The sequence below is a fragment of the Streptomyces sp. C36 genome (assembly GCF_040932295.1).
GTDB lineage: Bacteria > Actinomycetota > Actinomycetes > Streptomycetales > Streptomycetaceae > Streptomyces > Streptomyces triculaminicus.
The window spans coordinates 158614-182711 of record NZ_JBFQGI010000006.1; the positions used below are offsets into that span (position 1 = coordinate 158614).

General features: G+C 73.8%; 20 protein-coding genes. 12 read left to right on the plus strand and 8 right to left on the minus strand.

Annotated features, from left to right (window positions below):
• The first annotated feature begins 163 nt into the window (after window positions 1-163).
• From AB4K12_RS19845 to AB4K12_RS19870, 6 genes are all read left to right on the plus strand, one after another.
• Window positions 164-2758: a SpoIIE family protein phosphatase gene (locus AB4K12_RS19845; protein WP_368435437.1), complete on the plus strand. Its 2595-nt coding sequence runs from the start codon at window positions 164-166 to the stop codon at window positions 2756-2758.
• A 205-nt stretch (window positions 2759-2963) separates the two neighbouring features.
• Window positions 2964-3953, plus strand: coding sequence for a hypothetical protein (locus AB4K12_RS19850; protein WP_368435438.1), 990 nt, complete (start codon window positions 2964-2966; stop codon window positions 3951-3953).
• Window positions 3954-4020: 67 nt separating this feature from the next.
• Window positions 4021-4563, plus strand: coding sequence for an RNA 2'-phosphotransferase (locus tag AB4K12_RS19855; RefSeq protein WP_368435439.1), 543 nt, complete (start codon window positions 4021-4023; stop codon window positions 4561-4563).
• Between the two features lie 166 nt (window positions 4564-4729).
• Complete coding sequence (locus AB4K12_RS19860) at window positions 4730-6160, plus strand: glycoside hydrolase family 47 protein (RefSeq protein ID WP_368435440.1); 1431 nt, start codon at window positions 4730-4732, stop codon at window positions 6158-6160.
• A gap of 96 nt (window positions 6161-6256) precedes the next feature.
• Entirely contained in the window at window positions 6257-7612 is a 1356-nt protein-coding gene (locus AB4K12_RS19865; RefSeq protein ID WP_368435441.1) for a cytochrome P450, read from the plus strand.
• Between the two features lie 221 nt (window positions 7613-7833).
• Window positions 7834-9111: an alginate lyase family protein gene (locus tag AB4K12_RS19870; RefSeq protein ID WP_368435442.1), complete on the plus strand. Its 1278-nt coding sequence runs from the start codon at window positions 7834-7836 to the stop codon at window positions 9109-9111.
• Between the two features lie 52 nt (window positions 9112-9163).
• On the opposite strand, the gene AB4K12_RS19875 is transcribed toward AB4K12_RS19870, so the two are convergent.
• Window positions 9164-10312, minus strand: a complete 1149-nt coding sequence (locus tag AB4K12_RS19875) for a hypothetical protein (protein ID WP_368435443.1) — start codon at window positions 10310-10312, stop codon at window positions 9164-9166.
• A 212-nt stretch (window positions 10313-10524) separates the two neighbouring features.
• Between AB4K12_RS19875 and AB4K12_RS19880 the strand changes: the two genes are divergently transcribed.
• Window positions 10525-11157, plus strand: a complete 633-nt coding sequence (locus AB4K12_RS19880; protein WP_368435444.1) for an HAD-IA family hydrolase — start codon at window positions 10525-10527, stop codon at window positions 11155-11157.
• 11 nt (window positions 11158-11168) lie between these two features.
• On the opposite strand, the gene AB4K12_RS19885 is transcribed toward AB4K12_RS19880, so the two are convergent.
• Window positions 11169-12437: an MFS transporter gene (locus tag AB4K12_RS19885; protein WP_368435445.1), complete on the minus strand. Its 1269-nt coding sequence runs from the start codon at window positions 12435-12437 to the stop codon at window positions 11169-11171.
• A gap of 139 nt (window positions 12438-12576) precedes the next feature.
• A complete protein-coding gene (locus AB4K12_RS19890; RefSeq protein WP_368435446.1) occupies window positions 12577-13053 on the minus strand; it encodes a hypothetical protein in 477 nt (158 codons plus the stop codon).
• Between the two features lie 179 nt (window positions 13054-13232).
• Here AB4K12_RS19890 and AB4K12_RS19895 point away from each other — a divergent pair, with 179 nt between their 5' ends.
• Together AB4K12_RS19895 and AB4K12_RS19900 are read left to right on the plus strand one after the other, a co-directional pair.
• On the plus strand, window positions 13233-14138 hold the full coding sequence (locus AB4K12_RS19895) for a LysR family transcriptional regulator (RefSeq protein ID WP_368435447.1): 906 nt from the start codon (window positions 13233-13235) through the stop codon (window positions 14136-14138).
• Between the two features lie 126 nt (window positions 14139-14264).
• Complete coding sequence (locus AB4K12_RS19900; RefSeq protein WP_368435448.1) at window positions 14265-16589, plus strand: family 2 encapsulin nanocompartment cargo protein terpene cyclase; 2325 nt, start codon at window positions 14265-14267, stop codon at window positions 16587-16589.
• Here the strand turns inward: AB4K12_RS19900 and AB4K12_RS19905 are convergent.
• Window positions 16514-17299 carry a hypothetical protein gene (locus tag AB4K12_RS19905; protein WP_368435449.1) on the minus strand — a complete coding sequence of 262 codons (786 nt, stop codon included), beginning with the start codon at window positions 17297-17299 and terminating at the stop codon, window positions 16514-16516. The two genes, AB4K12_RS19900 and AB4K12_RS19905, sit on opposite strands and share 76 nt — an antisense overlap.
• 210 nt (window positions 17300-17509) lie before the next feature.
• Here AB4K12_RS19905 and AB4K12_RS19910 point away from each other — a divergent pair, with 210 nt between their 5' ends.
• Window positions 17510-18040 (plus strand): TerD family protein, encoded by a 531-nt coding sequence (locus tag AB4K12_RS19910; protein WP_368435450.1) that lies wholly within the window; start codon window positions 17510-17512, stop codon window positions 18038-18040.
• A gap of 118 nt (window positions 18041-18158) precedes the next feature.
• Window positions 18159-18848: a UdgX family uracil-DNA binding protein gene (locus AB4K12_RS19915; protein ID WP_368435451.1), complete on the plus strand. Its 690-nt coding sequence runs from the start codon at window positions 18159-18161 to the stop codon at window positions 18846-18848.
• Window positions 18849-18888: 40 nt separating this feature from the next.
• Here AB4K12_RS19915 and AB4K12_RS19920 read toward each other — a convergent pair whose 3' ends face one another.
• Together AB4K12_RS19920 and AB4K12_RS19925 are read right to left on the minus strand one after the other, a co-directional pair.
• The gene (locus AB4K12_RS19920) at window positions 18889-19854 is read right to left on the minus strand and encodes an LLM class F420-dependent oxidoreductase (protein ID WP_368435452.1); all 966 of its coding nucleotides are present in this window, start codon (window positions 19852-19854) and stop codon (window positions 18889-18891) included.
• A gap of 38 nt (window positions 19855-19892) precedes the next feature.
• Window positions 19893-20315, minus strand: coding sequence for a RidA family protein (locus tag AB4K12_RS19925; RefSeq protein ID WP_368435453.1), 423 nt, complete (start codon window positions 20313-20315; stop codon window positions 19893-19895).
• Window positions 20316-20378: 63 nt separating this feature from the next.
• Here AB4K12_RS19925 and AB4K12_RS19930 point away from each other — a divergent pair, with 63 nt between their 5' ends.
• Complete coding sequence (locus tag AB4K12_RS19930; protein WP_368435454.1) at window positions 20379-21947, plus strand: AMP-binding protein; 1569 nt, start codon at window positions 20379-20381, stop codon at window positions 21945-21947.
• On the opposite strand, the gene AB4K12_RS19935 is transcribed toward AB4K12_RS19930, so the two are convergent.
• Together AB4K12_RS19935 and AB4K12_RS19940 are read right to left on the minus strand one after the other, a co-directional pair.
• Entirely contained in the window at window positions 21926-23605 is a 1680-nt protein-coding gene (locus tag AB4K12_RS19935; protein ID WP_368435455.1) for a bifunctional 3'-5' exonuclease/DNA polymerase, read from the minus strand. The genes AB4K12_RS19930 and AB4K12_RS19935 overlap by 22 nt on opposite strands.
• Before the next feature lie 49 nt (window positions 23606-23654).
• Window positions 23655-24026: a VOC family protein gene (locus AB4K12_RS19940; protein WP_368435456.1), complete on the minus strand. Its 372-nt coding sequence runs from the start codon at window positions 24024-24026 to the stop codon at window positions 23655-23657.
• Between the last annotated feature and the right edge of the window lie 72 nt (window positions 24027-24098).

Genomic DNA, 24098 nt, shown 5'->3' on the forward strand with positions numbered 1-24098 from the left:
GGGTATGGCCCGAATCCGGGGCCGCTCCTGGAGGCCATCGGGTCGCTGGTTCGCCGGTCGGCGCCGAGGTAGCCGGCGTGAGCGGCGACAGAGGCGCGCGGGCGCAGGGCTGCCGTGGGCTCGGCGCCTGCGGTCGGTCGCCGACCGCAGCGTCGCCGGCCAGATGTTCGTGCTGCAGGTCCTGATCGTGCTGCTGCTCATCGTGGCCGCGGTGGTGACACTGCTGCTCCAGGCGCGCAGCGACAGGTTCCAGGCGGCGCGCGACCGTTCGCTCGCCGCCGCCGAGGCGTTCTCCCATTCGCCGGGCCTGGTGCAGACCATGAGCGGCCCCAACCCGTCCGCCACGCTCCAGCCGCTGACCGAGGCCGCCCGCCGCCAGGGCGGTGTCGACTTCCTCGTGGTGATGAACCGCGACGGCATCCGCTACACCCATCCCTCGCCGAAGGAGATCGGCAAGAAGTTCGTCGGCACGATCGAGCCGTCGTTGCACGGCCGCGTCACGGTCGAGAAGGTCAACGGCCCCCTCGGCGAGGAGCTGCAGGTCGTGGTGCCGGTGACGGACCGCGGCCGGGTCGTCGGCATGGTCTCCTCCGGGCTCAAGGTCCGCTCGGTGAGCAGCGCGGTCGACCGGCAGCTGCCGGTCGTCCTGGGCGCCGGCGCCGTCGCCCTGGCGCTCGCGACGGGCGGCACGGCGCTGGTGACCCGGCGGCTGCGGCGGCAGACCCATGGTCTCGGCCCGGTCGAGATGACCCGGATGTACGAGCACCACGACGCGGTTCTGCACGCGGTGCGCGAGGGCGTGGTCATCGTCAGCGGTGACGGCCACGTCCTGCTCGCCAACGACGAGGCGCGCCGGCTCCTCGGCCTGCCCACGGACGTGGAGGGCCGGCCCGTCGACGCCCTGGGCCTGGATCCCCGGATGGCGGAGCTCCTGGCGTCGCGTCGCGTGGCCACCGACGAGGTGCTGCCCGTCGGGGAGCGGCTGCTGGCGGTGAACCAGCGGCCGACCGACCGCCGGGGCGGCCCGCCGGGCAGCGTGGCCACCCTGCGGGACTCCACCGAGCTGCGCGCGCTCGCGGGCAAGGCCGAGGTGGCACGCGGCCGGCTGCGGCTGCTGTACGACGCGAGCGTGGCCATCGGCACCACCCTGGACGTGCAGCGCACCGCCGAGGAGCTCGCCGAGGTGGCCTCCCCCCGGTTCGCCGACTACGTCTCCGTCGACCTCGCCGAGCCGGTGCTGCGCGGCGAGGAACCCCGGACCGGGGTGGGCCACGAGGCCCCGGAACTGCGCCGGGTGGCCCTGAGCGGCTCCCCGGACGACCATCCCCTCTACCGGGCGGGAGAGGTGCACCGCTTCGCCGCGACCACCCCGCAGGCCACGGGCTTCGTCAGCGGGCAGGCCGTGCTCGTGCCCGACCTGCGCGTCTCCGACGGCTGGCGCACCCAGGACCTCGTACGCACCCAGGAGATCCTCGACTACGGCTTCCACTCGCTGATCACCGTTCCGCTCAAGGCGCGCGGCGTGCTGATGGGCATCGTGAACTTCTGGCGGGCCCAGGGCAGCGGGACGTTCGAGGACGACGACCTGTCCCTGGCCGAGGAGCTGTCGGCCCGGGCGGCGGTGTGCATCGACAACGCCCGCCGCTTCACCCGCGAGCACGCCATGGCCGTGACCCTGCAGCACAGCCTGCTGCCGCGCGGCGTGCCGGAGCAGAACGCCCTCGACATCGCCTACCGCTACCTGCCGGCCCAGGCCGGGGTGGGCGGCGACTGGTTCGACGTCATCCCGCTGCCCGGCGCCCGGGTGGCCCTGGTCGTGGGCGACGTGGTCGGCCACGGGCTGCACGCCGCCGCGACGATGGGCCGGCTGCGCACGGCCGTGCAGAACTTCTCCTCCCTGGACCTGCCGCCGGACGAGCTCCTGGGCCATCTCGACGAGCTGATCGGCCGGATCGACCAGGAGACGGCGGACGTGGACGGGGAGGCGCCGATCACCGGCGCCACCTGCCTGTACGCGATCTACGACCCCTCCACCGGGATGTGCAGCATGGCCCGGGCCGGCCATCCGCTGCCCGCGCTGGTCCGTCCCGACGGCACGGTGGAGTTCCCGGAGCTGCCCGCGGGGCCGCCGCTCGGCCTGGGCGGGCTGCCCTTCGAGGCCGTGGAGCTGCGCCTGCCCGAGGGCAGCAGCCTGGCCCTGTACACCGACGGCCTCATCGAGGACCGTACGCGGGACATCGACGTCGGCCTGGAGATCCTCGCCCGCACGCTGGCGCAGCCCGGCCGGTCGCCGCAGAAGATGTGCGACGCGGTGCTCGGCGCGCTGCTGCCCGCGCGCCAGGCCGACGACATCGCCCTGGTCATCGCCCGCACCCGGTGCCTGGAAGCCGATCTGATCGCCACCTGGGAGCTGCCCGCCGACCCGGCGGTCGTCGCGGCCGCACGGGCCGACATCACCCGGCAGCTGACCGAGTGGGGCCTGGAGGAGCTGGGGTTCACCACGGAGCTGATCCTCAGCGAGCTGATCACCAACGCCATCCGGCACGCCTCCGGCCCGATCGGCGTCCGTCTGCTGCGCGACCGCGCCCTGATCTGCGAGGTCTCCGACACCAGCAGCACCGCGCCGCACCTGCGCTACGCGGCCGCCGAGGACGAGGGCGGCCGCGGGCTGTTCCTGGTGGCGCAGCTGGCCGAGCGCTGGGGTGCCCGGTACACGGCCGAGGGCAAGGTCATCTGGGCCGAGCAGCTGCTGCCCTGAGGCCGCGCGCGGTGGCGTACGGCCCGTCGGCGGGCCCGGATCCCGGGTACCGCCCGTCCGCCGCGCGACCCCGAGGGCCGCCTGGTCCCGTCGCGTCCGTCCGCCTTCTTCCGGCGTGCTCAATCCTCTCCCGGCAGATCCCCGGCGGGGCGGACCGCGAGTAGTTTCCGGGCCGACGCCACGTCGCCCCGGGAAAGGCCATCCGATGACCCAGGCACCCGACCGACCCGATGCCCGACGCCCTCTCATAGGGGGACGGGGTGGGACGGCGCCGGCGACGTCCCTCTTCGTCAACGGATTCTTCCCCGGCCGCCGGGCCCTGGTCATCCTCCTGGCCGCGTTGTTCGGATTCGCGCTGACGGTGGTGTGGTCGGCGGAGTTCGTCGACCGGACGATCGGGGGCAACGTGGCCGACACGCTGCTGGGCCACGACTCGCGCGAGACGCCCATCACCGGAGCCCTGGGCGGCATCGCCTTCGCGCTCGCCACCGGCGTGGCGGGCACGTTCACCGCCTGCAACGTGGCCGCCTTCAGCGCCATCGCCCCGCTGGCCGGCTGCGTGCCCACCCGCCGGGGGCGGATGGCGCGCATGATCCGGCCGCTGGGCCTGCTGGCCGCCGGATCGGTCGCGGTGTCGGCGGCCTACGGCGTGGTCGTCGCGCTGGCCGGCACCCGCATGCCCCAGTTCCAGTCCACCACCGCGGCGGGCGGCTTCTCGCCCCGGCTGATCCAGTCCATGGTGGTGTTCGGCCTGGTCGGCCTGTGCATGGCCTATCTGGGCCTCGCCTCGCTGGGCCTGGTCCGCGATCCGCTGGCCCGCCTCTCGGCGCGCTTCCCGAACGCCCCGATGGTCGTCATGGGCGCGCTGACCGGCTCGTTCCTGATCGGCCGCCCGTATCCGCTGTTCCGTCAGCTCTTCCGCGACGCGGCGGAGAGCCACAACGTCCTTTACGGCGCGGCGGCGTTCGGTCTGCAGGCCCTCGGCAACATCCTGATCATGGCCGTGCTGTTCCTGCTCGTCGCCGGCCTGGCGGGCGAGCGGCTGTACGGCTGGTTCGCCGCGAAGCCCAGCCGCGCGTCGGCGCTGACGGCGGCGGCCTTCATCGCCGCGGGCGTGTTCATGGTCCTGTACTGGGACGTGCGGATCCTCGCCCGGCGGGACCTGATCTGGTACCCGCTGGCCCCCTGGGCCTGACGCCCCCGGTCCGCCGCCCGCGGAAAACCGGCTGACCACGGCCCCTCCGGCACGGCAGGCTGGGGGCATGGACGAACGACGGACCGTACGGGTCTCGAAGTACCTCTCGTTGCACCTGCGCCACCAGCCCGAGCGCATCGGCATCAGCCTCGACGCGCAGGGCTGGGTGGACGTCGACGTCCTGCTCGCCGCGGCGGCGGCCCACGGCTTCCCCGTCAGCCGCCAGGAGCTGGAGCACGTGGTGGCCACGAACGACAAGCGGCGGTTCGCGCTGGAGGGGGACCGCATCCGGGCGCGGCAGGGGCATTCGGTCGCGGTGGACCTCGGGCTGCCGGCGGCCGAGCCCCCGCCGTACCTCTATCACGGCACCGTCGGCCGCAACGTGGCGGCGATACGGGCCGAGGGGCTGTCGCCCATGAACCGCCACCATGTGCATCTGTCGGCCGACCGGGAGACCGCCACGCGCGTCGGCGCCCGGCGCGGCAAGCCGGTGGTGCTGGCGGTGGACGCCGCGGCGATGCACGCGGCGGGGCACGTCTTCCGGGTGACCGGGAACGGGGTGTGGCTGGCGGAGAGGGTGCCGCCGCGGTTCCTGCGGTTCCCCGGCTGAGCCGGGCGTCGTGGGACCCCGGGCGGGGCCGGCCTCCGGACCACGCCCGTCACGCCGAGGGCGGCCCCGGCGCCGCGCCTGCCGGGGAGAGCGGCCGCGGCGCCCCATACTGCGATCATCGCTCACTCCACCGGGCCCGGCACGAATGGTCAGGAGGACCCACCCGATGACCGACACATCGTTCGGGGCGCACGCGTCCCGTCGTGGCATGCTCCGCGCGCTCGCGGCCGCGAGCGGCCTCGCCCTGGGCGGCGGGCCCGGCGCGGCCGCCGCGCCGGGAGCCCGGCCGGTGATGCCCGGAACGCGGCCGGACGCCGCGAAGGCACGGGAGATCCGCGACGAGTTCCTCCACGCCTGGGAGGGGTACAAGCGCTTCGCCTGGGGGCACGACGAGGTCCTGCCCGTCTCGGGCGGTCACCGCGAGTTCTTCGCCCGGGGCCACCCCGTCGGGCTGTCGATCGTCGAGGCGCTCGACACCCACCATCTGATGGGGCTCGACGACGAGGCCGACCGGTGCGTGCGGTGGATCGTCGACCATCTGGATTTCGACATCGACGCCGACTTCCAGGTCTTCGAGGCGACGATCCGCCTGGTCGGCGGCCTGCTCGCGGGCTATCTGGCGACCGGCAGGCGGGCCCTGCTCGACCTGTGCGCGGACCTGACGGACCGGCTGCTGCCGGCCTTCACCGCGTCGCCGACCGGCATGCCCTACCGGTACGTCAACCTCCGCACCGGGCGCGTCTCGGGCGCCGTCTCGCCGGTGGCCGAGATCGGCACCCACCTCCTGGAGTTCTCCGTCCTGTCCGAGCTCACCGGCGACCCGCGCTACCGCCGGGCCGCCAAGCGCGCCGTGCGCGCCCTGGTGGAACGCCGTTCGGGGCTGGATCTGCTCGCCACCACCATGAACGTCGAGACCGGCCGGTGGGCCGACCGGCAGGCCGTCGCCGTCGACCCGCCGGCGGACTCGTTCTACGAGTACCTGTGGGGCGCGTGGGAGATGTTCGGCGACGAGGAGTGCCGGGACTGGTTCCGCACGCTCGACGACGCGCTGCGCCGGCACCAGGCCGAGCGGGCGGACGGGCTGCTGTGGTTCCGGCACGTCGACTTCGGCACCGGGGCGACCACGAGCCGGCGGCAGTCCTCCCTGGCCGTCGCCATCCTGCCCGTGGGCGGCGACCCCGGCCTCGCGGCCGACTACTACCGGTCGTGGACGGCCGTCCTCGACAAGTACTCCGTCATCCCGGAACAGATCGACTACACCCGCCTGCAGGCCGTCGACCCCAGGAACGAGCTGCGCCCCGAGTACGCCAACTGCGCCTTCCAGCTCTACTGGCAGACGGGCGAGGCGTACTACCGCACGACGGCCTGGCGCTACTTCCAGAACCTCAGGAAGTACCACCGCGTCCCGGGCGGCTACACGGTCGTCTCCGACGTCACCCGGCGGCCCATGCCCCAGGGCGACCACTGCCCCGCCTACGTCTTCGCCGAGAACTTCAAGTGGCTCTACCTCACCTTCGCCGACACCCCGCGCTTCGACTACGCCCACGGCTACCTCAGCACCGAGGGCAAGGTGCTCCGCGGCCTGCGCCGCGCGTGAGGCCGCCCGGGCGTTCGCCCACGCGAGCGAACGCGCTCCGACATCACCCGTAAGCCGTATTCCACGCCCACCCGGAAGGGCCGGAGAATGTCCCTCATGGCCGTGTCCGCAGCGTCCGCCCGCCCCGTTCCCGGTCCGCGCGGCCTGCCCCTCTTCGGGAACCTCACCGCCTTCGGCAGGGATCCGCTGGCCTTCTTCGGCCGGCTGCGCGACCACGGCGACGTCGTCACCTGGCGGCTCGGTCCGCGCAGGAGCGTCTTCGTCTCCCGGCCCGACCACATCGCCGAGTTCCTCGCGGCGGTCGAGCAGACCTTCGAGCCGCTCGAGATCGGCTGGGGCCTCAAGCAGCTGGTCGGCGACAGCGTCCTGCTGAGCAAGGGCGCCGACTGGCGGCGCAAGCGGACCCTGGTCCAGCCGACCGTCCGCCCCCGCCACGTGCGCACGTACGCCACCACGATGGTCGACTGCGCGACGGAGCTGGCCGGCGCCTGGCGCGAGGGCCAGCGCCTCGACGTACGCCGCGAGATGACACGGCTCACTCAGCGGATCGTGGTCCGGACCCTCTTCGGGAACGACCTCGAGGACGACGGCGGCCGCCTCGGCGACGCGATGGCCGCGATCCAGCGCGAGCTGGCGACGGAGCTGCGGGGCGGCGTCAATCTGTTCCTGCCGTCCTGGGCGCGCCCGCCCTGGCGGCGCCGCCTGCTGGCCGCGGTGACCGTGGTCGACGCGGAGATCCGGCGGCTGATCGACGCACGGCGCGCCGAGGACCCCGCCGACGGCCGGCAGGACGACCTGCTCGGCCGCCTCCTCGCCGCCCGCGACGAGGACGGCCGGGCCCTGACGGCCCGTGAGGTGCGCGACGAGGCCGTGACCCTGTGGGCCGCGGGCCACGAGACCACCTCCACGACCCTGACGTGGACCTGGCTGCTGCTCTCCCGCTGCCCGGACGCCCGCGCCCGGCTCACCGAGGAGCTGGACCGGGTGCTCGGCGGGCGGCCACCCGCCTACGAGGACTACGAACGGCTCCCCTGGGCCCGGCAGATCGTCAAGGAGGCGCTGCGCCTGTACCCGCCCGCGTGGGTCATCTCCGCCGTGGCCGGGAAGGACGCCGCGCTGGGCGGATCGCCCGTCCGGGCGGGCACGATCGTGTGGTGCAGCCAGTGGACCACGCACCGCGACCCCCGGTGGTTCCGCGATCCTGCGGCCTTCCGGCCCGAACGCTGGGACGCCGACGCCCCGGACGCCGTGCCGGACCACGCGTGGTTCCCCTTCGGCGGGGGCCTGCGCACCTGCCTCGGCGCGCGGTTCGCGCTCGTCGAGGCGACGCTGGTGCTCGCCACGCTGGCCCGGCGTTTCCACCTCGAGGCCGCCCCCCACGACGGCCGGCCCGCCGTGGGCCTCCTCCTCCAGCCGGCCGTCCCGGTACGGGCGACCGTGCGGGCCCGGTAGGCGCAGCGGCCCAACGGGCCGTCAGGAGGCCCGTACGAGCAGCCGCTTCGCCTTGGCGTGCCCCCCCCGCTCCCGCCGGGCACCGCCTCGCCGCGCCGGCCGGTGCGCGGCGGCAGCCCGTTTTCCCCGGCGGGTGGTTCGTGGCCGCCGATCGGCGCAACGCGTCCGGCGGATACCGCCGTTGGGCTCGAGGCTTGCGGATAGTCGTACCGGAGGTGGCCGTGCCCGGAACCTTGTCACGAAGCGTGCTGCCGCGCGCCTGTGTCGTCGCCGCGCTCGCCGCCGCGCTGGCACCCCTGACACCCCAGACCCCGCCGACGCGCCCGGACGCGCCCGCGGCACCGGCCGCCGTCCTGTCCGGCGCGGCGGGCGCGCCCGGCCGTCCCGTACGACGGGACGACTCCGGGCACGCCTTCCGGCACCCCGGCGTCCTGCTCACCCGGGCGCAGTTGAAGCGGATCCGCGCGCGGGTCGCCGACGGCGCCGAGCCATGGGCGTCGGAGTTCGAGGTCATGCGGTCCAGCATGTACGGATCGCTCGACTACACGGCGGCGCCCGTCGCGGTCGTGCGCTGCCCGCCCGGTTCCCAGCCCGGGCGGGGGTGCGTGGAGGAGCGGCGGGACGCGATCGCCGCGTACACCCACGCCCTGCTGTGGTACGTCACCCGCGACCGCGCGCACGCCCGGAAGGCCGTGCAGATCATGGACGCCTGGTCGGCGGAGGTGGAGGACCACACCGAGGGCAACGCGCCGCTGCAGGCCGCCTGGTCGGGGAGCTCCTGGGCGCGGGCCGGGGAGATCATGCGCTACACCTACGACGGCTGGTCGCGCGCCCGGGTGCGGCGGTTCGCCACGATACTGCGCACCGCGTATCTGCCCCTGACCGAGCGGGGCGCCCCGGACCACAACGGGAACTGGGACCTGACCATGGCCGACGCGAGCATCGGCATCGCGGTCTTCCTCGACGACACCGAGGCCTTCGAGACGGCCGTGCGCCGGTTCCGCGACCGCGTTCCCGCCTACTTCTACCTGCGCTCGGACGGACCGCTGCCCGAGCGACCGCGGGGCAGCCGCATCAAGACGGCGGACGACATCAGGACGTACTGGTTCGGCCAGCGCGTCTTCGTGGACGGCCTCGCGCAGGAGACCTGCCGGAACTTCACCCACGTCGGCTACGCCCTCGCGGCCACCGCCCACGTCGCGGAGACCGCCTGGCACCAGGGCGTGGACCTCTACGACGAGGTCGCCGAGCGGCTGCGCGCGGCGCTGGACCTCCACGCCCGCTACCAGCTGGGCGACCCGGCCCCGTCATGGCTGTGCGACGGGAGGCTGAAGGTGAGGATGGGGCCCGACACCGAGGTCCTCCTCAACCACCTGGGCAACCGTCGGGGGTGGTCGCTCCGGGACCCCGAGGAGGCCGCCCGGCCGGCGCGCCACCGCGGGACGGACAACCTGTTCGTGGCCTGGGAGACCCTGACCCACACGAACAACCCCGGCTGAGCCTGCCGGCCGGGGCCGTCCGCGTGCCTGCCGTGCCCTGCGCTTGTGTCGGTCAGAAGCGCAGTACGGCCGCCAGCCGGTCCTCGGAGGCGAGGGTGTCGTCCGGGACGAACTCGATGTCCGCGCCGCTGCGGAGCGCGTTCTCCACGATCTCGTCCACGACGTCCTCGTGGATGGAGGGGTCCGCCAGCAGGGGCTCGGTGGGCGCCTCCACCTTCTGGGGGTGGCCGCCGTTCCCGTCCACCCGCGCGGTCACCTGGTAGTGGTCCTCGACCGCGAGGAGGGCCACCCGGCCCTGGCGTACGGTCTGCCAGATCTCGTCCAGGCCCGAGGTGTAGCGCTTCTGGCCGCGTGCGTCGCTGAGGCGGCGCAGCACCTCGCCCTGGCGCGAGGAGCGGCGCGCGTCGAAGGCGGGGTGCAGGATGTCGTAGAGCTCGTGCCCGGACTTCGCGCTCGCCCCGCCGTTCTCGACCCGTGCCGTGATGACGCCGGGGTTGGGGAGCAGCTTCTCGAGCAGGGCGATCTGTTCCCGCAGGCCGACGACGTACAGCGGCCGGGTCGTGCCGTTCAGGACGGGCGTGAGCGCGCCCGCGATGGTGCGCATGTACTGGCGCTCGCGCTCCAGGTGGGCCTCCTCGCGGGAGGTCAGCGCGTGCTTGCCGACCTTGTCGAAGTGGCGTCCGGGCAGCGCGTCCTCGTGGTCGGGGAGCGCGGGGCGGACCGGGAAGCCGCCGACGGTGACCTCGGTGAGGTTCTCGCCCGCGCCGTCCCACAGGCGGCTCTCGCTCTCGGAGAGCGCCAGCGCCCAGTACGGCTCCTCGACGATCCGGGCGGCGACCAGGTTGCGGGTCAGGAACGTGTCCGAGACGACCACGCGCTGGGGTACCGAGCGCGGCAGGTACCAGACCTGGTGCTCGCCCGGTGCGGCCAGGATCAGCAGCCCGTCGGTGGTATGGGTGAGATCGACCTCCGCGGCCGCGGCGTCGAGGCGGTTCCCCACGTCGGTCCGGGCGGCCCGGGTCACCCGGGGATCCTCCTCGAGCCGCCGCTTGGCCTCCGCGATCGTGTTGCGCAGCCGTACCGCGTCCTCGGTGCTGTACGGAGAGCGCCGGGTCGTGGGGAGCAGCAGTGACACGGCCGGGTAGTCGCGCGGACGGCGCAGGTCACGGAGTGTTTCGTCGGTCAGTGCGCCGATGTCCATCGGTCATCCTCCTCGGGCCCACAGGATGCCTCCAGGTGACCAGAGTCGCGGCCGGGCGGCCAGTCGGGCGCGGCCGGGCGGAGCATCGCCGCACGTCGGCGGCCTGGTCGTGGACAGATGTGCGTCGTTGACGCCCCGGAGAGGGATCCGTCACGATCGGAGGTGTCGGGACGCGCCGGCACAGGGGCGCGGAGTACGGTGAGGAGCCGCCGATGTCCCAGCCGCGGCGACAGGGCCTGATCCTCGATTTCGGCGGAGTGCTGACCACGTCGGTGTCCGGGAGCGCCCGCGCCTTCTGCCTGCGCGAGGGCCTGGCGCCCGACGCCTTCGCGGACGTCGTCTCGGCCGATCCGGTGGGCCGGGAGCTGTTTGCGGACCTGGAGCGCGGGGTGCTCCCCCAGGCGGAGTGGAACGCCCGCACGGCCGACCTGCTGGGCGTGGACGCCACGAACCTCCTCGGCCGCGTCCTGGCCGATGTGCGCCCCGAGCCCGTGCTGACCGGTGCGGCGCGGGCGTGGCGCGCCGCCGGGGTGAGGGTGGGCGTGCTGTCCAACAGCCTCGGCTCCACGCCGTTCGACCCGTACGAGGGCCACGAGCTGGGCACGCGGTACGACGTCGTGGTGCTGTCCGGCGACCATCACCTGCGCAAGCCCGACCCCGCGCTCTACGCCGTCATGGTGGAGCGGATGGAGCTGCCGGCCGCGGCGTGCGTGTACGTGGACGACTCCGCCCGCAACCTCACGCCCGCCCAGGACCTGGGCATGGCCGTGGTGCGGCACACGGACCCCGCCGCCACCGTCGCCCGGCTCGAGGAGCTCCTGGGCGTCCCGCCGGACACGCCCTAGTCCTGATCCGGCTAGTCCTGTTCCGGCGCGCGGTCGGCCGCCGCGAGGGCGGCGCGGAGGGTGTCCTCGCGCAGCACGGTCAGGAAGGGGATCAGCAGCAGGGCGCACGCCAGGGCGCCGAGGGCGAAGACCGTGCGCGGCCCGGAGATCTGCGCCAGGAGGCCGGCCAGTGCGGCGCCCACGGGCATGCCGCCCCAGCCGATCATGCGGCTGGCGCTGGAGACCCGGCCCAGGAGAGCGTCGGGGATCAGGCGCTGCCGGAGGGTGACGACGGTGACGTTCCACAGGCCGCTGCCGACGCCGCCCAGGAGCGTGGCCGCGCCGACGGCCCAGACCCGGGAGGTCAGGGCCGGAGTGGCCAGCATGATCACGCTGGTGATGACGTCGATGGCCAGCAGGTTGCGGACGCCGATGGCGCGCTGGACGCGCCCGGCGGCGAGGGAGCCCAGCACTCCGCCGACGGCGAGGGTGGTCAGCAACAGGCCGTAGCCGGTGCCGCTGAGGCCCATGGGGCCGGGCGCGACCGCGTAGAGGACGAGGACGGCCGTCCAGGCGCTCCACGCCCCCGCCATCACGCACACCATGCCGGCCACGCCGCGCAGCAGCCGGTGGCGCCAGAGGAAGCGCAGGCCCTCGGCGAGCTCGGCCCGCAGCGAGCGCAGGACGGGTTCGTCGCGGGCGGCCCTGGGCGGCGGGTAGGGGCCGCGGAAGAGGAGCAGCAGGGCGCCGGCCGCCACGAGGTAGGCGCCGGCCGTGCCCAGGACGGCGACGGTCGTCCCCGCCGCGACGAGCAGGCCGCCCAGCGGCGGCCCGACGAACTCGTTCAGCGACGAGCGGGTGCTCTCCAGCCGGGAGTTGGCGGTGTCGAGCCGGTCCCGTCCCACGACCATGGGCAGCACGGAGGAGGTGCACAGGTCGGCCGCGATCTCGGCCGTCCCCAGCAGGAAGGCCGTGGCGTACAGGGCCGGCAGCGGTGCCACGTCGCCGGCGACGGCGAGCGCCAGCAGCACCAGGGCTGCCACCCGCAGCACGTGGGCGGCGAGGATCAGCCGGCCCCGCTCGACACGGTCGATGAGGACGCCGATGAGGAGGGTGCACAGCACGTACGGCAGGGTCTGCGCCCACTTCACCCCGGCCACCAGCCCGGGCGACGACGTCAGGGTGAGGGCGATCAGCGGAAACGTGATCACGACCAGGCCGTCCGCCAGATTGCTCACCGCGTAGGCGGCCCACAGTCCGGCGAAGTCACGTGCGCCGGCCTCTCGCGCCGGTGCGGTCACCGCGGCTCCTGTCGTCGGGGGTCGTCGGGGGTCGCTCATGGCGCCTTCGGGGTCGGGGGTGCCGGGATGCGGGGGCGGCAGGGAACGACCGCCTCCAGCTTGTCGGAGGCGGTCGTCCAGGGGTGCGCCGCGGCCCGGATCAGCAGAGCAGCGCGCAGGTGGCGCGCGTGAACGTGTCCTTGCCGTGGTTGCGTACGGTGTGCGCGAAGGCCGCCCGCGGGTTGGCCGGTGCGGGGACGGTCGCCTGTTCGGTCATGCCGAGCGGGGCGAGGAGGGCGCGGGTCTGCTCACCGACGCAGTGGATTCCCTTGTTCTTCAGGATGGTGTCGGCCAGCCGGCCGCCGAGCCCGTCCAGCGAGCCGCCCGACCAGGTCGAGACCTTGTAGTCGCCTCCCTCGGCCTGCTCGAAGAAGCGCACGTCCGCGCTTCCCTGACTCTCCGTGAGAAGGACGAAGATCCTCCGGCTCGAGAGCTCCATGTCCACATGGTCCATCTTGTGGAGGATGGCCTCGGGGTCACCGTAGAAGTCGTGCACCTCCGGTGTCCAGGAGTAGGAGACGCAGCCCGCGGCCATCTCCTGCCGTGTCCCGTCTTTCGCGTGGGCCTGGGTGGTCAAGAGGAAAACCCCCAATCGTCGAACGCCGGTCTCCCGGCATGGATGGGCGAGTTCGCTTGCCCATCCTGGTCGAGGGGCCGTCCGAAGAGAACACCCGAGCCTTGTGGACCTTTGCGTTCCGGGAATGGCGGCCATGCGCCGCCCGACCGGCGGCGCCCGGGCGGTGCCATGCTGAGTCCATGCTGGATGTCCCCCACTTACGGGTTCTCCTCGCGGTGGCGCAGCACCGCTCGATCTCCGCCGCCGCGCACGCCCTGTCGTACAGCCAGTCGGCCGTGTCCCGGCGCATCACCGCGCTGGAGCACGACGTCGGGACGCCCCTGCTGCTGCGCGGCAGCCGCGGGGTCCGGCCGACCCCGGCCGGAGAGGCGCTGATCGAGCACGCCAGGGTGATCATGCGCCAGCTGGCGCTGGCCGAGGAGCGCGTCCGGGCGCTGGCCGGGACGGCCGGGGGCCGGCTGCGGCTGGGCGCGTTCGCCAGCGCCAACGCGGGGATCGTCCCCGAGCTGTTCAGCCGCTTCTCCCGGCGGTATCCCGCCGTCCGGCTGTCGTTGTGCGCGGGCGGCCCGGCCGATCACCTGGCCGCGCTGCGGGCCGGCGAGCTGGACCTGGCACTGGTGACCGAGTGGGATCTGGCCGGGGAGCGGTTCGACGGCCTGTCCCTGCTGCGGCTGATGACCGACGAGCAGCTCGTCGCCCTCCCCGCCGGCCACCGCCTGGCCGGGCCGGGGCCGATCGGCCTGTCCGAGCTGCGCGAGGAGACATGGATCGAGGGGGCGCACCCCGACTGCCTGGGCCCGCTGCGCGAGCTGTGCCTGGGGCTGGGCTTCGAGCCGCGTGTGGGGCTGTGCTGCGACGACTGGTACGGCAAGCAGCGCATGGTGGCCGCGGGGATGGGCATCGGGCTCTTTCCGGCGCTGGCCGTGCCGAGCCTCGGTCCCGGCCTCGCGCTGCGGTCGCTGGACGGGCAGTTCCCGCCGCGCGACGTCTACCTCGTGCTGCCGGACCGGGACAGCCGGGCCCCGGCCACCGGCCCCCTCACCGCCGTGCTGCTGGAGCTGGTGACGGGCCTTGAAGATCGTTAACCGGAAGCGCTCCCGCCTTCACCATATTGAGGGGAAATCCGACTGCCCGGCCCATTCCGCCGGGTCCGGCGCCTAGCGTCGCGGTGACCGCCCGCCCGGCACCGTCCCCGAAAGGCCGCGCACGCGATGCCGAACCCCTTTGAGCTTCCCGACTTCTACATGCCGTACCCGGCCCGGCTGAACCCCCATCTGGAGGGCGCCCGGGAGCATTCCAAGGCGTGGGCCCGCGCGTTCGGCATGGTCGAGGGCTCGGGCATCTGGGACGAGAGCGACGTCGACTCGCACGACTACGCCCTGCTGTGCTCCTACACCCACCCCGACGCCTCGGGGCCCCAGCTGGACCTCGTCACCGACTGGTACGTGTGGGTGTTCTTCTTCGACGACCACTTCCTGCACCTGTTCAAGCGCACCGGCGACATGGCCGGCGCGAAGGCCTACCTCGACCGGCTGCCCGCCTTCATGCCGCTCGACGGCGACCCCGCTCCCCCCGAGCCCGTCAACCAGGTCGAGGCGGGCCTCGCGGACCTGTGGGCCCGTACGGTCCCGTCGATGTCGCAGGCCTGGCGGCGGCGCTTCCGCGAGAGCACCTGGCACCTGCTCGAGGAATCCCTGTGGGAGCTGTCGAACATCAACGAGGGCCGGGTCGCCAACCCCGTCGAGTACATCGAGATGCGCCGCAAGGTGGGCGGCGCCCCGTGGTCCGCCCACCTCGTCGAGTACGCGGCCGGCTCCGAAGTGCCCGACGTCATCGCGGCGAGCCGCCCGATGCGGGTGCTCAAGGACACCTTCGCCGACGGGGTGCACCTGCGCAACGACCTCTTCTCGTACCAGCGCGAGACCGAGACCGAGGGCGAGCTGGCCAACGCCGTGCTGGTGCTCGAGCGGTTCCTGGGCTGCGACACCCAGCAGGCCGCCGACTCCGTCAACGACCTGCTCACCTCCCGGCTCCAGCAGTTCGAGCACACCGCCCTCACCGAGGTGGGACCGCTGCTCCTCGAGCACGGCCTGGGCCCCTCGGAGTGCGCCGACGTCTTCGCCTACGTCAAGGGCCTGCAGGACTGGCAGTCGGGCGGCCACGAGTGGCACATGCGCTCCAGCCGCTATATGAACGGCGCCACCGCCGGTGCCCCGGCGGTCACGGGCCGGGCGCTGGGCGGCCCGCTCGGGCTCGGCACCTCGGCGGCCCGGGTGCCGCTCTCGATCGCGGCGAGCCTGCCCGCGCGGGCGCGCCGCCACGGCCACCGGCCTTTCCGGAAGGTCGGCCACCTGCCGCTGCCCGACTTCGACATGCCGTTCCCCACCACGCTCAGCCCCCACCTGGACGACTCCCGCCGGCACAACATCGCCTGGAGCCACCGGATGGGCCTGCTGACCCCCTCCCCCGACGTCCCCTTCTCCGGCCTGTGGGACGAGGGCAAGCTGCGGGACTACGACTTCGCGCTGTGCGCCGCCGGCATCCACCCGGAGGCCACCCCCGAGGCGCTCGACATCGCCACGGACTGGCTCACCTGGGGCACCTACGGGGACGACCTGTATCCCGTCGTCTTCGGCCGCACCGCCGACCTGGCCGCCGCCAAGGCCTGCAACGACCGTCTGATGACGTTCACGCCGCTCGACGTCGGCGCCACGCCGCACCCGCTCAACCCGCTCGAGAGCGGCCTCGCCGATCTGTGGACCCGTACCGCGACGCCCATGGGCGAGGAGGCCCGGCGGACGTTCCGGGATGCCATCGAGACCATGGTGGAGAGCTGGCTGTGGGAGCTGGCGAACCAGAAGGCGAACCGCGTCCCGGAGCCCGTCGACTACATCGAGATGCGGCGCAAGACCTTCGGCTCGGACCTCACCATGGCCCTCGCCCGCATCGGCCACGACCGGGCCGTGCCGCCCGAGGTCTACCGCTCCCGTCCCGTGCAGGCCATGGAGAACGCCGCGGCCGACTACGCCTGCCTGACCAACGACGTCTTCTCCTACCAGAAGGAGATCGAGTTCGAGGGCGAGGTGCACAACGCCGTCCTCGTCGTCGAGGACTTCTTCGACTGCGGGCGCACCGAGGCGCTCGGCATCGTCAGCGACCTGATGAACTCCCGCATGCGCGAGTTCCAGCACGTCGTCACCACCCAGCTGCCCCTGGTGTGCGAGGAGTTCGGCCTCGACGAGGAGGGGCGGGCCACGCTCGAGGGGTACGCGCAGGAGCTGAAGAACTGGATGTCCGTGATCCTCACCTGGCACCGGGAGTGCCACCGCTACGCCGAGGCGGACCTGCTGCGGCACCACGCGCCGCCGACAGTGCCCTCGTGGGGCCTTCCCAGCGGCCTGGGCACCTCCGCCACCCGGATCGCCGGCCCTTGGGGCGCTCCGTACGGCCCGGGGCGCGGTCAGTCCGTGAGCACGCCGTCGGGGACGTCCAGGGTGCGGGTCAGCCTGCCGACGTCGGCGCACGCCCTGCCGTAGCCGGTGCCCTCCGGATGCAGGGTGAGCACGACGACGACGCTGCGGTCGGCGGCGCCGACGGTGCCGGTGGTGTGCACGGCACCGCGGACGAGGTCCACGCCGCCGGCCGTCACCGGCCGCCGCTTCGGGCCGGCCGGCGAGCGGCCCTGGGCGTCGAAGCCGGACCAGCCCTGTTTGACCGCCCATGGGCGGCTGTAGACGGCCGGGATGCCGAAGGACTGGTCGAAGCCGTCCGTCCCCCGGGGGGTGGCGCCGCGCAGGGCGTCCATGACGCGGTCGCGGGCCGGCGCGGGCGCGTCCTCGAGGAGGTGCCGGTAGACGGTGACCGTGTCGGCGGCCGAGAGGCCCGTGTATCCCCAGAAGCCGGGGTGTTCCTCGGGCGGCGGCACGGTGTCGGCCAGTCCGAGCCGTGTCACCATGCGCTCGACGATCGCGCCGTCCCCGTTGCGCGTCCAGAAGTGGCTCGCGGCGTCGTCGTCGCTGCTGCGCAGCATGATGTCGAGGAGCTCGCCGTCGCCGGTGGTGAGGGGGTTCCGGGGCCCCCGGGACCACAAGTGGTCGAGGGCGATGAGCAGCTTGACCACGGACGCCGACCGGAAGAGCGCGTGGGCGTCGGCCCGCGCGGTGAACGCGCCGGTCCGGCGGTCGAACACCGCGATGCCGGCGCGTACGCCGGGTGGCACCTCGAGGTGTGCACGGGCCTTGGACAACGTTCCCCTCCCACGGTCGACGCGGTGTGTCTGCGTGATGATGGGGCGCCGTCGCCGGGCCGGTCACCGGTGTTCGGCCCACGTCGAAACCGTTCGGTACCGCCCGTGTGTCCGTTGTGCCCCGGGCGGGAGAGGGCACATGGCATGATGCGCTGGCATACCGGCGGCCTCCGGTGTGCGGATGGAGCGGTTCAGCGGAAGGGGAGCCCGATGAGCAGTCCCAACAAGGGGATCGGCACCGTGGAGGTGGCCCTCCGGTGGGATCCGAGCGCGGGCGGGGAGCCCGCCCACGACCTCGACATCATCGCCGCCACGTACCACGCGGACGACCCGCACGGCGAGCCCGCCTACCTCGTGCACTTCGACAGCCGTTCGCCCGACGGCACCATCACCCTCAACCGCGACAGCCGCACGGGGCAGGGCTTCGGCGACGACGAGGTGATGACCCTGGAGCTCGAGCGCCTGTCGTCCGGCTACGTCCGGGTCGTCGTCGGCGTGGCCATCCAGCAGCGCTGGGGGCGCAGGACCTTCGCCGAGGTGGCGAACACCGCGGTGCGGATAAGCGAGGGGCGCACCGCGCTGCGGGTGGACGACTTCGGCTCGGTGGCGGACGCCACGGCGGCGACCGTCGCGGAGTTCGCCCGGGACTCCTCGGGGGCCTGGGGGTTCCGGGGCAGCGTCAACGGCTTCGACGCCGATCCGGCGACGTTCGCCAGGACCATGGGCGCCGACCTGGGGTGATCGGGGCACCGCGCGCCGTGGCGGCCGCCGCCCGGCGCCGCGGCGCGCGCGGCGCGACACTGGGGTGAAGCGGGCGGCGGAGGCCGCCGGCACCGGTGGTGGCACGGAGGTGGTCCTCGTGGGCGACTCGGTTCGCGGCGGTGCGCGCGGCACCGACTCCGCCTACGACGCGAGCCCGTTCGTCCCGTCGGGGGCCGGGCTCGACGCGCTGCGGGAGGCCGCGGCCGACTGCCGGGGCTGTCCGCTGTTCCGCGAGGCGACGCAGACGGTGTTCGGCGCGGGAGAGCCGTCGGCGCGCGTGGTGCTCGTGGGCGAGCAGCCGGGCGACCAGGAGGACCGGCGGGGCCGGCCGTTCGTGGGCCCCGCCGGGGGTGTGCTGATGCGCGCGCTCGACGAGTCCGGCATCGATCCGGCCGACGCGTACATCACCAATGCCGTCAAGCACTTCAAGTTCGAGCGGGCCGCGCGCGGCAAACGCCGCATCCACAAGGCGCCGGGCCTGCGCGAGATCGGCGCGTGCCGGCCCTGGCTGGCGGCGGAGCTGCGACTGCTGGACCCCGAGGTGGTGGTCGCGCTCGGCGCCACGGCCGGCAAGTCGCTGATGGGATCGTCGTTCCGGGTGAGCCACGAGCGGGGCGTGGCGCTGCCGCTGCCCTCGCCGAACGGTGACGAAAGCGGCGAGGGCGGGGGGCTGCTGGTGGCGACCATCCATCCCTCGGCCGTGCTGCGCTCGGACGCCGCGGCGCGGGAGGAGGCGTACGCGGGCCTGGTGTCGGATCTGCGGGTCGCCGCACGCCTGCTGGACTGACCCACAGCCCCCGTCGGACAAACGGGCCGGGCCCGGTGGGTCAGAGTTCGCGCAGCGCGGGCAGGAGCTCCTTCTCCGCCCAGCGCAGATAGCCGGCCTGGTGGTCGCCGCCGATCTGGACGAGGGCGATCTCGGTGAACCCGGCGTCGGCGTACTCGCGTACGGCGTCGACGAAGTCCTCCGTCTTCGCGCCGCAGGGGATGGAATCGGCCACCTGCTCCTTGGTGACGTACCGGGTCGCGACTTCGAAGGAGACGTCGGTGGGCAGCTCGGCGTTGACCGGCCAGCCCAGTCCCGACCAGCGGAACTGGTCGTGGGCGCGGTCGAGCGCGGCGTCGCGGTCGGGGTCGTAGCAGACGGGCAGCTGCCCGACGCGGGGCTTGCCCGCTCCGCCGTGCCGGTCGAAGGACTCCAGCAGTTCCTTCTTGGGCTCGACGGCGATGACCAGGTCGGCGAGCCGGCCGGCGAGCCGGCAGGAGTCCTCGCCCGAGACGGCGATGCCGATGGGCGGGGGTTCGTCGGGCAGGTCCCAGAGTCTGGCGTGCTCGACGTCGTAGTGGGGGCCGCGGTGGTTGAGCGTACGGCCGTCGAAGAGGGCCTGGATGATGCCGACGGCCTCGGCGAGCATCTCGTGGCGGACGCTGACGGCGGGCCAGCCGCCGCCGACGACGTGTTCGTTGAGGTTCTCGCCCGAGCCCAGCCCGAGCCGGAACCGCCCGCCCGACAGCAGCTGGAGCGTGGCCGCCTGCTGGGCGACGAGGACCGGGTGGTAGCGGACGGTCGGGCAGGTCACATAGGTCATGAGCGGGATCCGCGACGTGGCCTGGGCGGCGGCGCCCAGGACGGCCCACGCGTTCGGCGCGTGGCCCTGGGAGGCCAGCCAGGGGAAGTAGTGGTCCGAGGTGACGGAGAAGTCGAAGCCCGCCTCCTCCGCTCCCACCACATGGCCGACGAGTTCCCGGGGGCCCGCCTGCTCGGTCATCATCGTGTAGCCGATTCGCACCATACGATGCGGTTTCCCCGGCCGTCGGGAGGAAACCCCGCTCAGGGGGCGATACCACCCGCTTCGACGAGCGCGAACGCCTCGACCTCCAGCAGCAGTTCGGGGCGGAAGAGCGCCACCACCTGGACGGCCGAGCTCGCGGGCAGCCGTTCGGCGTCGAGGAACTCGTCCCGCACCACGCGAATGGCGGGCAGCTGGGCGATGTCGGTGACGTAGTAGGTGAGCTTGATGACGTCGGCGAAGGAGGCGCCGGCCGCGGCGAGGCAGCGCCGGAGGTTGGTGAAGACCTGCCGGGCCTGCGCCGTCGCGTCCCCCGCGCCGACGACCTCGCCGTGCTCGTCGAGGGCCACCTGTCCGGAGACCGCCACCATGCGGCCGGACCCCGTCACCACGTGGGTGTATCCGGTGGCGGGGGCGACGCCCTCGGGGGCGGGTATGTGGGTGAGTCGTGTCTGCTGGGGCATTGGCCCATTCTGACGCGTTGATCGCGGAGCGACATCCTCCATATGATTGCCCAAGGTAACCATATGACCGTTCGCCAGGAGCCGCACATGCACGCCGCCCAGCCTCCCTTCCGCAGCTACGCGGAGGAGATCCTCGACCATCTGAACGACGCTCCCGAGCGGGAGGTGTTACTCCACGGCGAGCGGCGCGTCAGCGCGGGAGAGTTCCGCGCTCTGGTGCACCGCCTGGCGCGCGCCCTGAAGGAGCGGGGCCTCGGGCGCGGCACGACGGTGAGCCTGCTGGGCGGCAACCTGCCCGAGGTCATCGCCGTCCGCTACGCCGCCCACCTCCTCGGCTGCCGCGTGAACCACCTCTACAACAAGCTCTCGGCGGAGGCCCAGGCCGCCATCGTGCGGGACGTCGAGACGCGCGCCCTGATCGTCGACCCCCGCTACGCCGACCGCGCCGCCGAGGTGACGGCGCAGGCGCCGGTCGCGAGCGTCCTCGCGCTCGGCCCCGCCCCCGCGGGCGAGGACCTGCTCGCGGCGGCCGCCGGGCTGTCGGACGAGCCCGTGCCCGGCGAGGCGCGGCCGGACGACGTGTGCACCATCCGCCACACCGGTGGAACGACCGGGCACCCCAAGGGCATCTGCACCACCTTCGACCAGCTGAGCGACATCCGGGCGCTGCAGGGCGAGCATGTGCGCCGGCAGCTGGTGTGCACCACGGTCGCCCACGTCGGGGGCATGTTCACCGACCTCACCCTGGGGGCGGGCGGCAGCGTGGTGCTGCAGGAGGACTTCGACCCCGCCGCCGTGCTCGCCGCCGTCGAGCGGGAGCGCGTCACCGACCTGTTCCTGCTGCCTCCGCTGCTCTACCGCCTCATGGACCACCCGGACGCGGCGACCACCGACACCTCCAGCCTGCGCTCGCTGGTGTACGGGGGCTGCCAGGCCTCCCCCGCCCGGCTGGCCGACGCCGTACGCCGCTTCGGGCCCGTGCTCCTGCAGTTCTACGGGCAGAGCGAGGTGGGCGGCATCAGCATGCTGATGCCCGATCAGCACGACCCGGAGCGGCGGCCGGAGCTGCTGAGGACCGCGGGGCAGGTGCTGCCCCACGTCGAGGTGGAGATCCGCGACGAGTCCGGGCGGGCACTGCCGCGCGGCGAGCACGGCGAGATCTGCGTGCGCTCGCCGCACATCATGCAGGGGTACTGGAAGCAGCCGGAGCTGACCGCCGAGGTGCTGCGCGACGGCTGGCTGCACACCGGTGACGTGGGCCTGCTGAACGACGAGGGCTTCCTGACGGTCGTCGACCGGCTCAAGGACATGATCATCGTGGTGGGCGGCCACGTCTACACCTCCGAGCTCGAGGACCTCCTCAACTCCCACCCCCGCGTCCTGCAGAGCGCCGTCTTCGGCGTCCGCGACGCCGACCGCATGGAGCAGGTGCACGCGGTGGTCGTGGCCGGCCCGGACGGCGGCGTCGGCGAGGCGGAGCTGCGGGAGCTGGTGCGCAGGGAGCGCGGGGCGATGTACGAGCCGGCGTCCATCACCTTCGCCGACGCGCTGCCGCTCACCGAGGCCGGCAAGCCGGACAAGGCCGAGCTGCGCCGGGCCGCGGCGAAACGTTACGCCTTGGCCTCCGCGTAACACTCCACAACGGCCGTCGTGAAGGGGAACCGCACGGGCGTGTCGCCGAAGGCGATGCGCCCGGCGCGGTCCCCCGCCGTGCGGATCGCCTCGGCCACCGCCGGCGCCTCCTCGCGGGGGCAGTGGACGATCACCTCGTCGTGCTGGAAGAAGACCAGCTCGGCGCGCAGGTCGGCGATCGACTGCCGCACCGCGGCGAGCACGATCAGCGCCCAGTCGGCCGCGCTGCCCTGGACCACGAAGTTGCGGGTGAAGCGGCCGCGGGCCCGGGCGCCGGCCGTGCTGCCGTGGGCGGGCGCCTCCTGGGCGTCCTCCTGCGGGATGCCGGCCTCGTCGTGGACGGCGGTGGACGAGGGCGGGCAGGTGCGGCCCAGCCAGGAACGCACCAGGCGGCCTTCCTCGCCGGCGCGCGCCGCGTCGTCGACGTAGGCCACCGCCCGGGGGAAGCGGCGGCGCAGGTCCGCCATGTGCTTGAGGCCGTCGCCCGAGGTCTGGCCGTAGATCGCCCCCAGCATGGCGAGCTTGGCCCGCTCGCGGTCGCCGGCGAAGGCGCGCTCGGCGAGGTCCGCGTACAGGTCGCGGCCGCTGCCCGCGACGTCCATCAGCCCGGGGTCGCGCGAGACGGCGGCCAGGACGCGGGGCTCCATCTGGTCGGCGTCGGCGACGACCAGCGTCCAGCCGGGATCGGCGACGACCGCCCGCCGGATCACCCGGGGGATCTGCAGCGCGCCGCCGCCGTTGGTGGTCCACCGCCCCGACACCGCGCCGCCGGGCAGGTACTCGGGCCGGAAGCGGCCGTCGCGCACCCAGGCCTGCAGCCAGGACCAGCCGTGGGCGGTGTGGAGGCGGTAGAGCTTCTTGTGCTCCAGCAGCGGCGGGACGGCCGGGTGGTCGATCCGGCGCAGCTCCCCGGCGCGGGTGGAGGACAGGGCGATGCCCTCGCGGGCGAAGGCCCGCACGACGTCGGCGGGCAGATCGGGGCGTACGCGCACGCCGTCGCCGAAGGCGCGCGAGACCTCGTCGGCGAGCTCGGCCAGCCGCCGCGTCTCCTGGCCGCCGGGGTAGCGCTCGCCCAGCAGTTCGTGCAGCAGGTCGCGGTGCACGTCCGCCCGCCACGGCAGCCCCGCCCGGCCCATCTCGGCCGCGACCAGCATGCCCGCCGACTCGGCGGCGGTCAGCAGCCGCATCCGGCCGGGGTGGGCGGTCCGGCCCGTACGGGCGAGCTGGGACTCGTACACCTCCAGCAGCGCCTGAAGCCCGTCGGTCCCCGGCGGCAGCGGCACCGGGCCCGGCTCGAAGAGCGACGGCTGGGCGCCGGCCGCCCGCGCCGGCGGGTCCTTGGGCACCGGCAGCCCGCGCAGCCGGGCCCAGGCCGCGGCGAGCGAGCGCGGCTGGCCCGACTGACCCTCCTCGTGCCCGACGATCAGGGCCTCGGCGGCCTCGACGTCGTAGCACCGCTCGACGCGGACGCCGGCCGCGAGCAGCCGGCCGTACGCCGGCGCCGTGGAGGCCCACACCCAGCGCTCGACGCCGGGCCGCGCCCGCACCGCCGCGGCCAGGTCCGGCGCCGTCTCCACGGGCCCGGCGGCCCGCCCGTCACCGTCGACCGGGCAGAGCCGTACGCCCTGGTCGCCCGCTTCCGCCACTGCCCATCTCACGTAGGGGAGTGTCGCACCAGGGTCTGACAGTGCGGCGCGAGCGGGCCGGTCAGTCCTCCTGCAGGACGGACAGGATGTTCCCGGAGGGGTCGGTGAACCAGGCGATCAGCGGGCCGCCGCCCCGGAAGATGCCCTTCTCGTCGGCCTCCATGCCGGGGTAGCGCTCGAAGGTCACCCCGCGTCGCCCGAGCTCGTCGACGGCCGCCTCGATGTCGGGCACGGGGAAGTTGAGGATCGTGCAGTTCGCGGGCGTGTGGTCGGGCTTGGGATAGATCAGCACCTTGGTGCCGCCGGGGAAGTTCAGCCACATCAGGCCGTCCTGCCCGGACACCGCCACCCCCAGCGTCTCGCCGTAGAAGCTCCTGGCCTGCCCGACGTCCTTCACGGCGAACCCGCTGAACGCGTTGGTGTTCTCGAACATGACCTACTGCCTTCCGCGCGGCCGGACGCCCGAAGCACCCCGTCGCCCGGACAGCCGAACGGCCGGATGACC

Bases quoted from the DNA above. Each gene is read 5' to 3' on its own strand.
- AB4K12_RS19895 (WP_368435447.1), top strand. From the start codon at position 13,233: ATGCTGGATGTCCCCCACTTACGGGTTCTCCTCGCGGTGGCGCAGCAC.
- AB4K12_RS19860 (WP_368435440.1), top strand. From the start codon at position 4,730: ATGACCGACACATCGTTCGGGGCGCACGCGTCCCGTCGTGGCATGCTC.
- AB4K12_RS19875 (WP_368435443.1), bottom strand. From the start codon at position 10,312: ATGGACATCGGCGCACTGACCGACGAAACACTCCGTGACCTGCGCCGT.
- AB4K12_RS19850 (WP_368435438.1), top strand. From the start codon at position 2,964: ATGACCCAGGCACCCGACCGACCCGATGCCCGACGCCCTCTCATAGGG.
- AB4K12_RS19930 (WP_368435454.1), top strand. From the start codon at position 20,379: ATGACCGTTCGCCAGGAGCCGCACATGCACGCCGCCCAGCCTCCCTTC.
- AB4K12_RS19940 (WP_368435456.1), bottom strand. From the start codon at position 24,026: ATGTTCGAGAACACCAACGCGTTCAGCGGGTTCGCCGTGAAGGACGTC.
- AB4K12_RS19865 (WP_368435441.1), top strand. From the start codon at position 6,257: ATGGCCGTGTCCGCAGCGTCCGCCCGCCCCGTTCCCGGTCCGCGCGGC.
- AB4K12_RS19920 (WP_368435452.1), bottom strand. From the start codon at position 19,854: ATGGTGCGAATCGGCTACACGATGATGACCGAGCAGGCGGGCCCCCGG.
- AB4K12_RS19880 (WP_368435444.1), top strand. From the start codon at position 10,525: ATGTCCCAGCCGCGGCGACAGGGCCTGATCCTCGATTTCGGCGGAGTG.
- AB4K12_RS19910 (WP_368435450.1), top strand. From the start codon at position 17,510: ATGAGCAGTCCCAACAAGGGGATCGGCACCGTGGAGGTGGCCCTCCGG.
- AB4K12_RS19845 (WP_368435437.1), top strand. From the start codon at position 164: ATGTTCGTGCTGCAGGTCCTGATCGTGCTGCTGCTCATCGTGGCCGCG.
- AB4K12_RS19855 (WP_368435439.1), top strand. From the start codon at position 4,021: ATGGACGAACGACGGACCGTACGGGTCTCGAAGTACCTCTCGTTGCAC.
- AB4K12_RS19925 (WP_368435453.1), bottom strand. From the start codon at position 20,315: ATGCCCCAGCAGACACGACTCACCCACATACCCGCCCCCGAGGGCGTC.
- AB4K12_RS19900 (WP_368435448.1), top strand. From the start codon at position 14,265: ATGCCGAACCCCTTTGAGCTTCCCGACTTCTACATGCCGTACCCGGCC.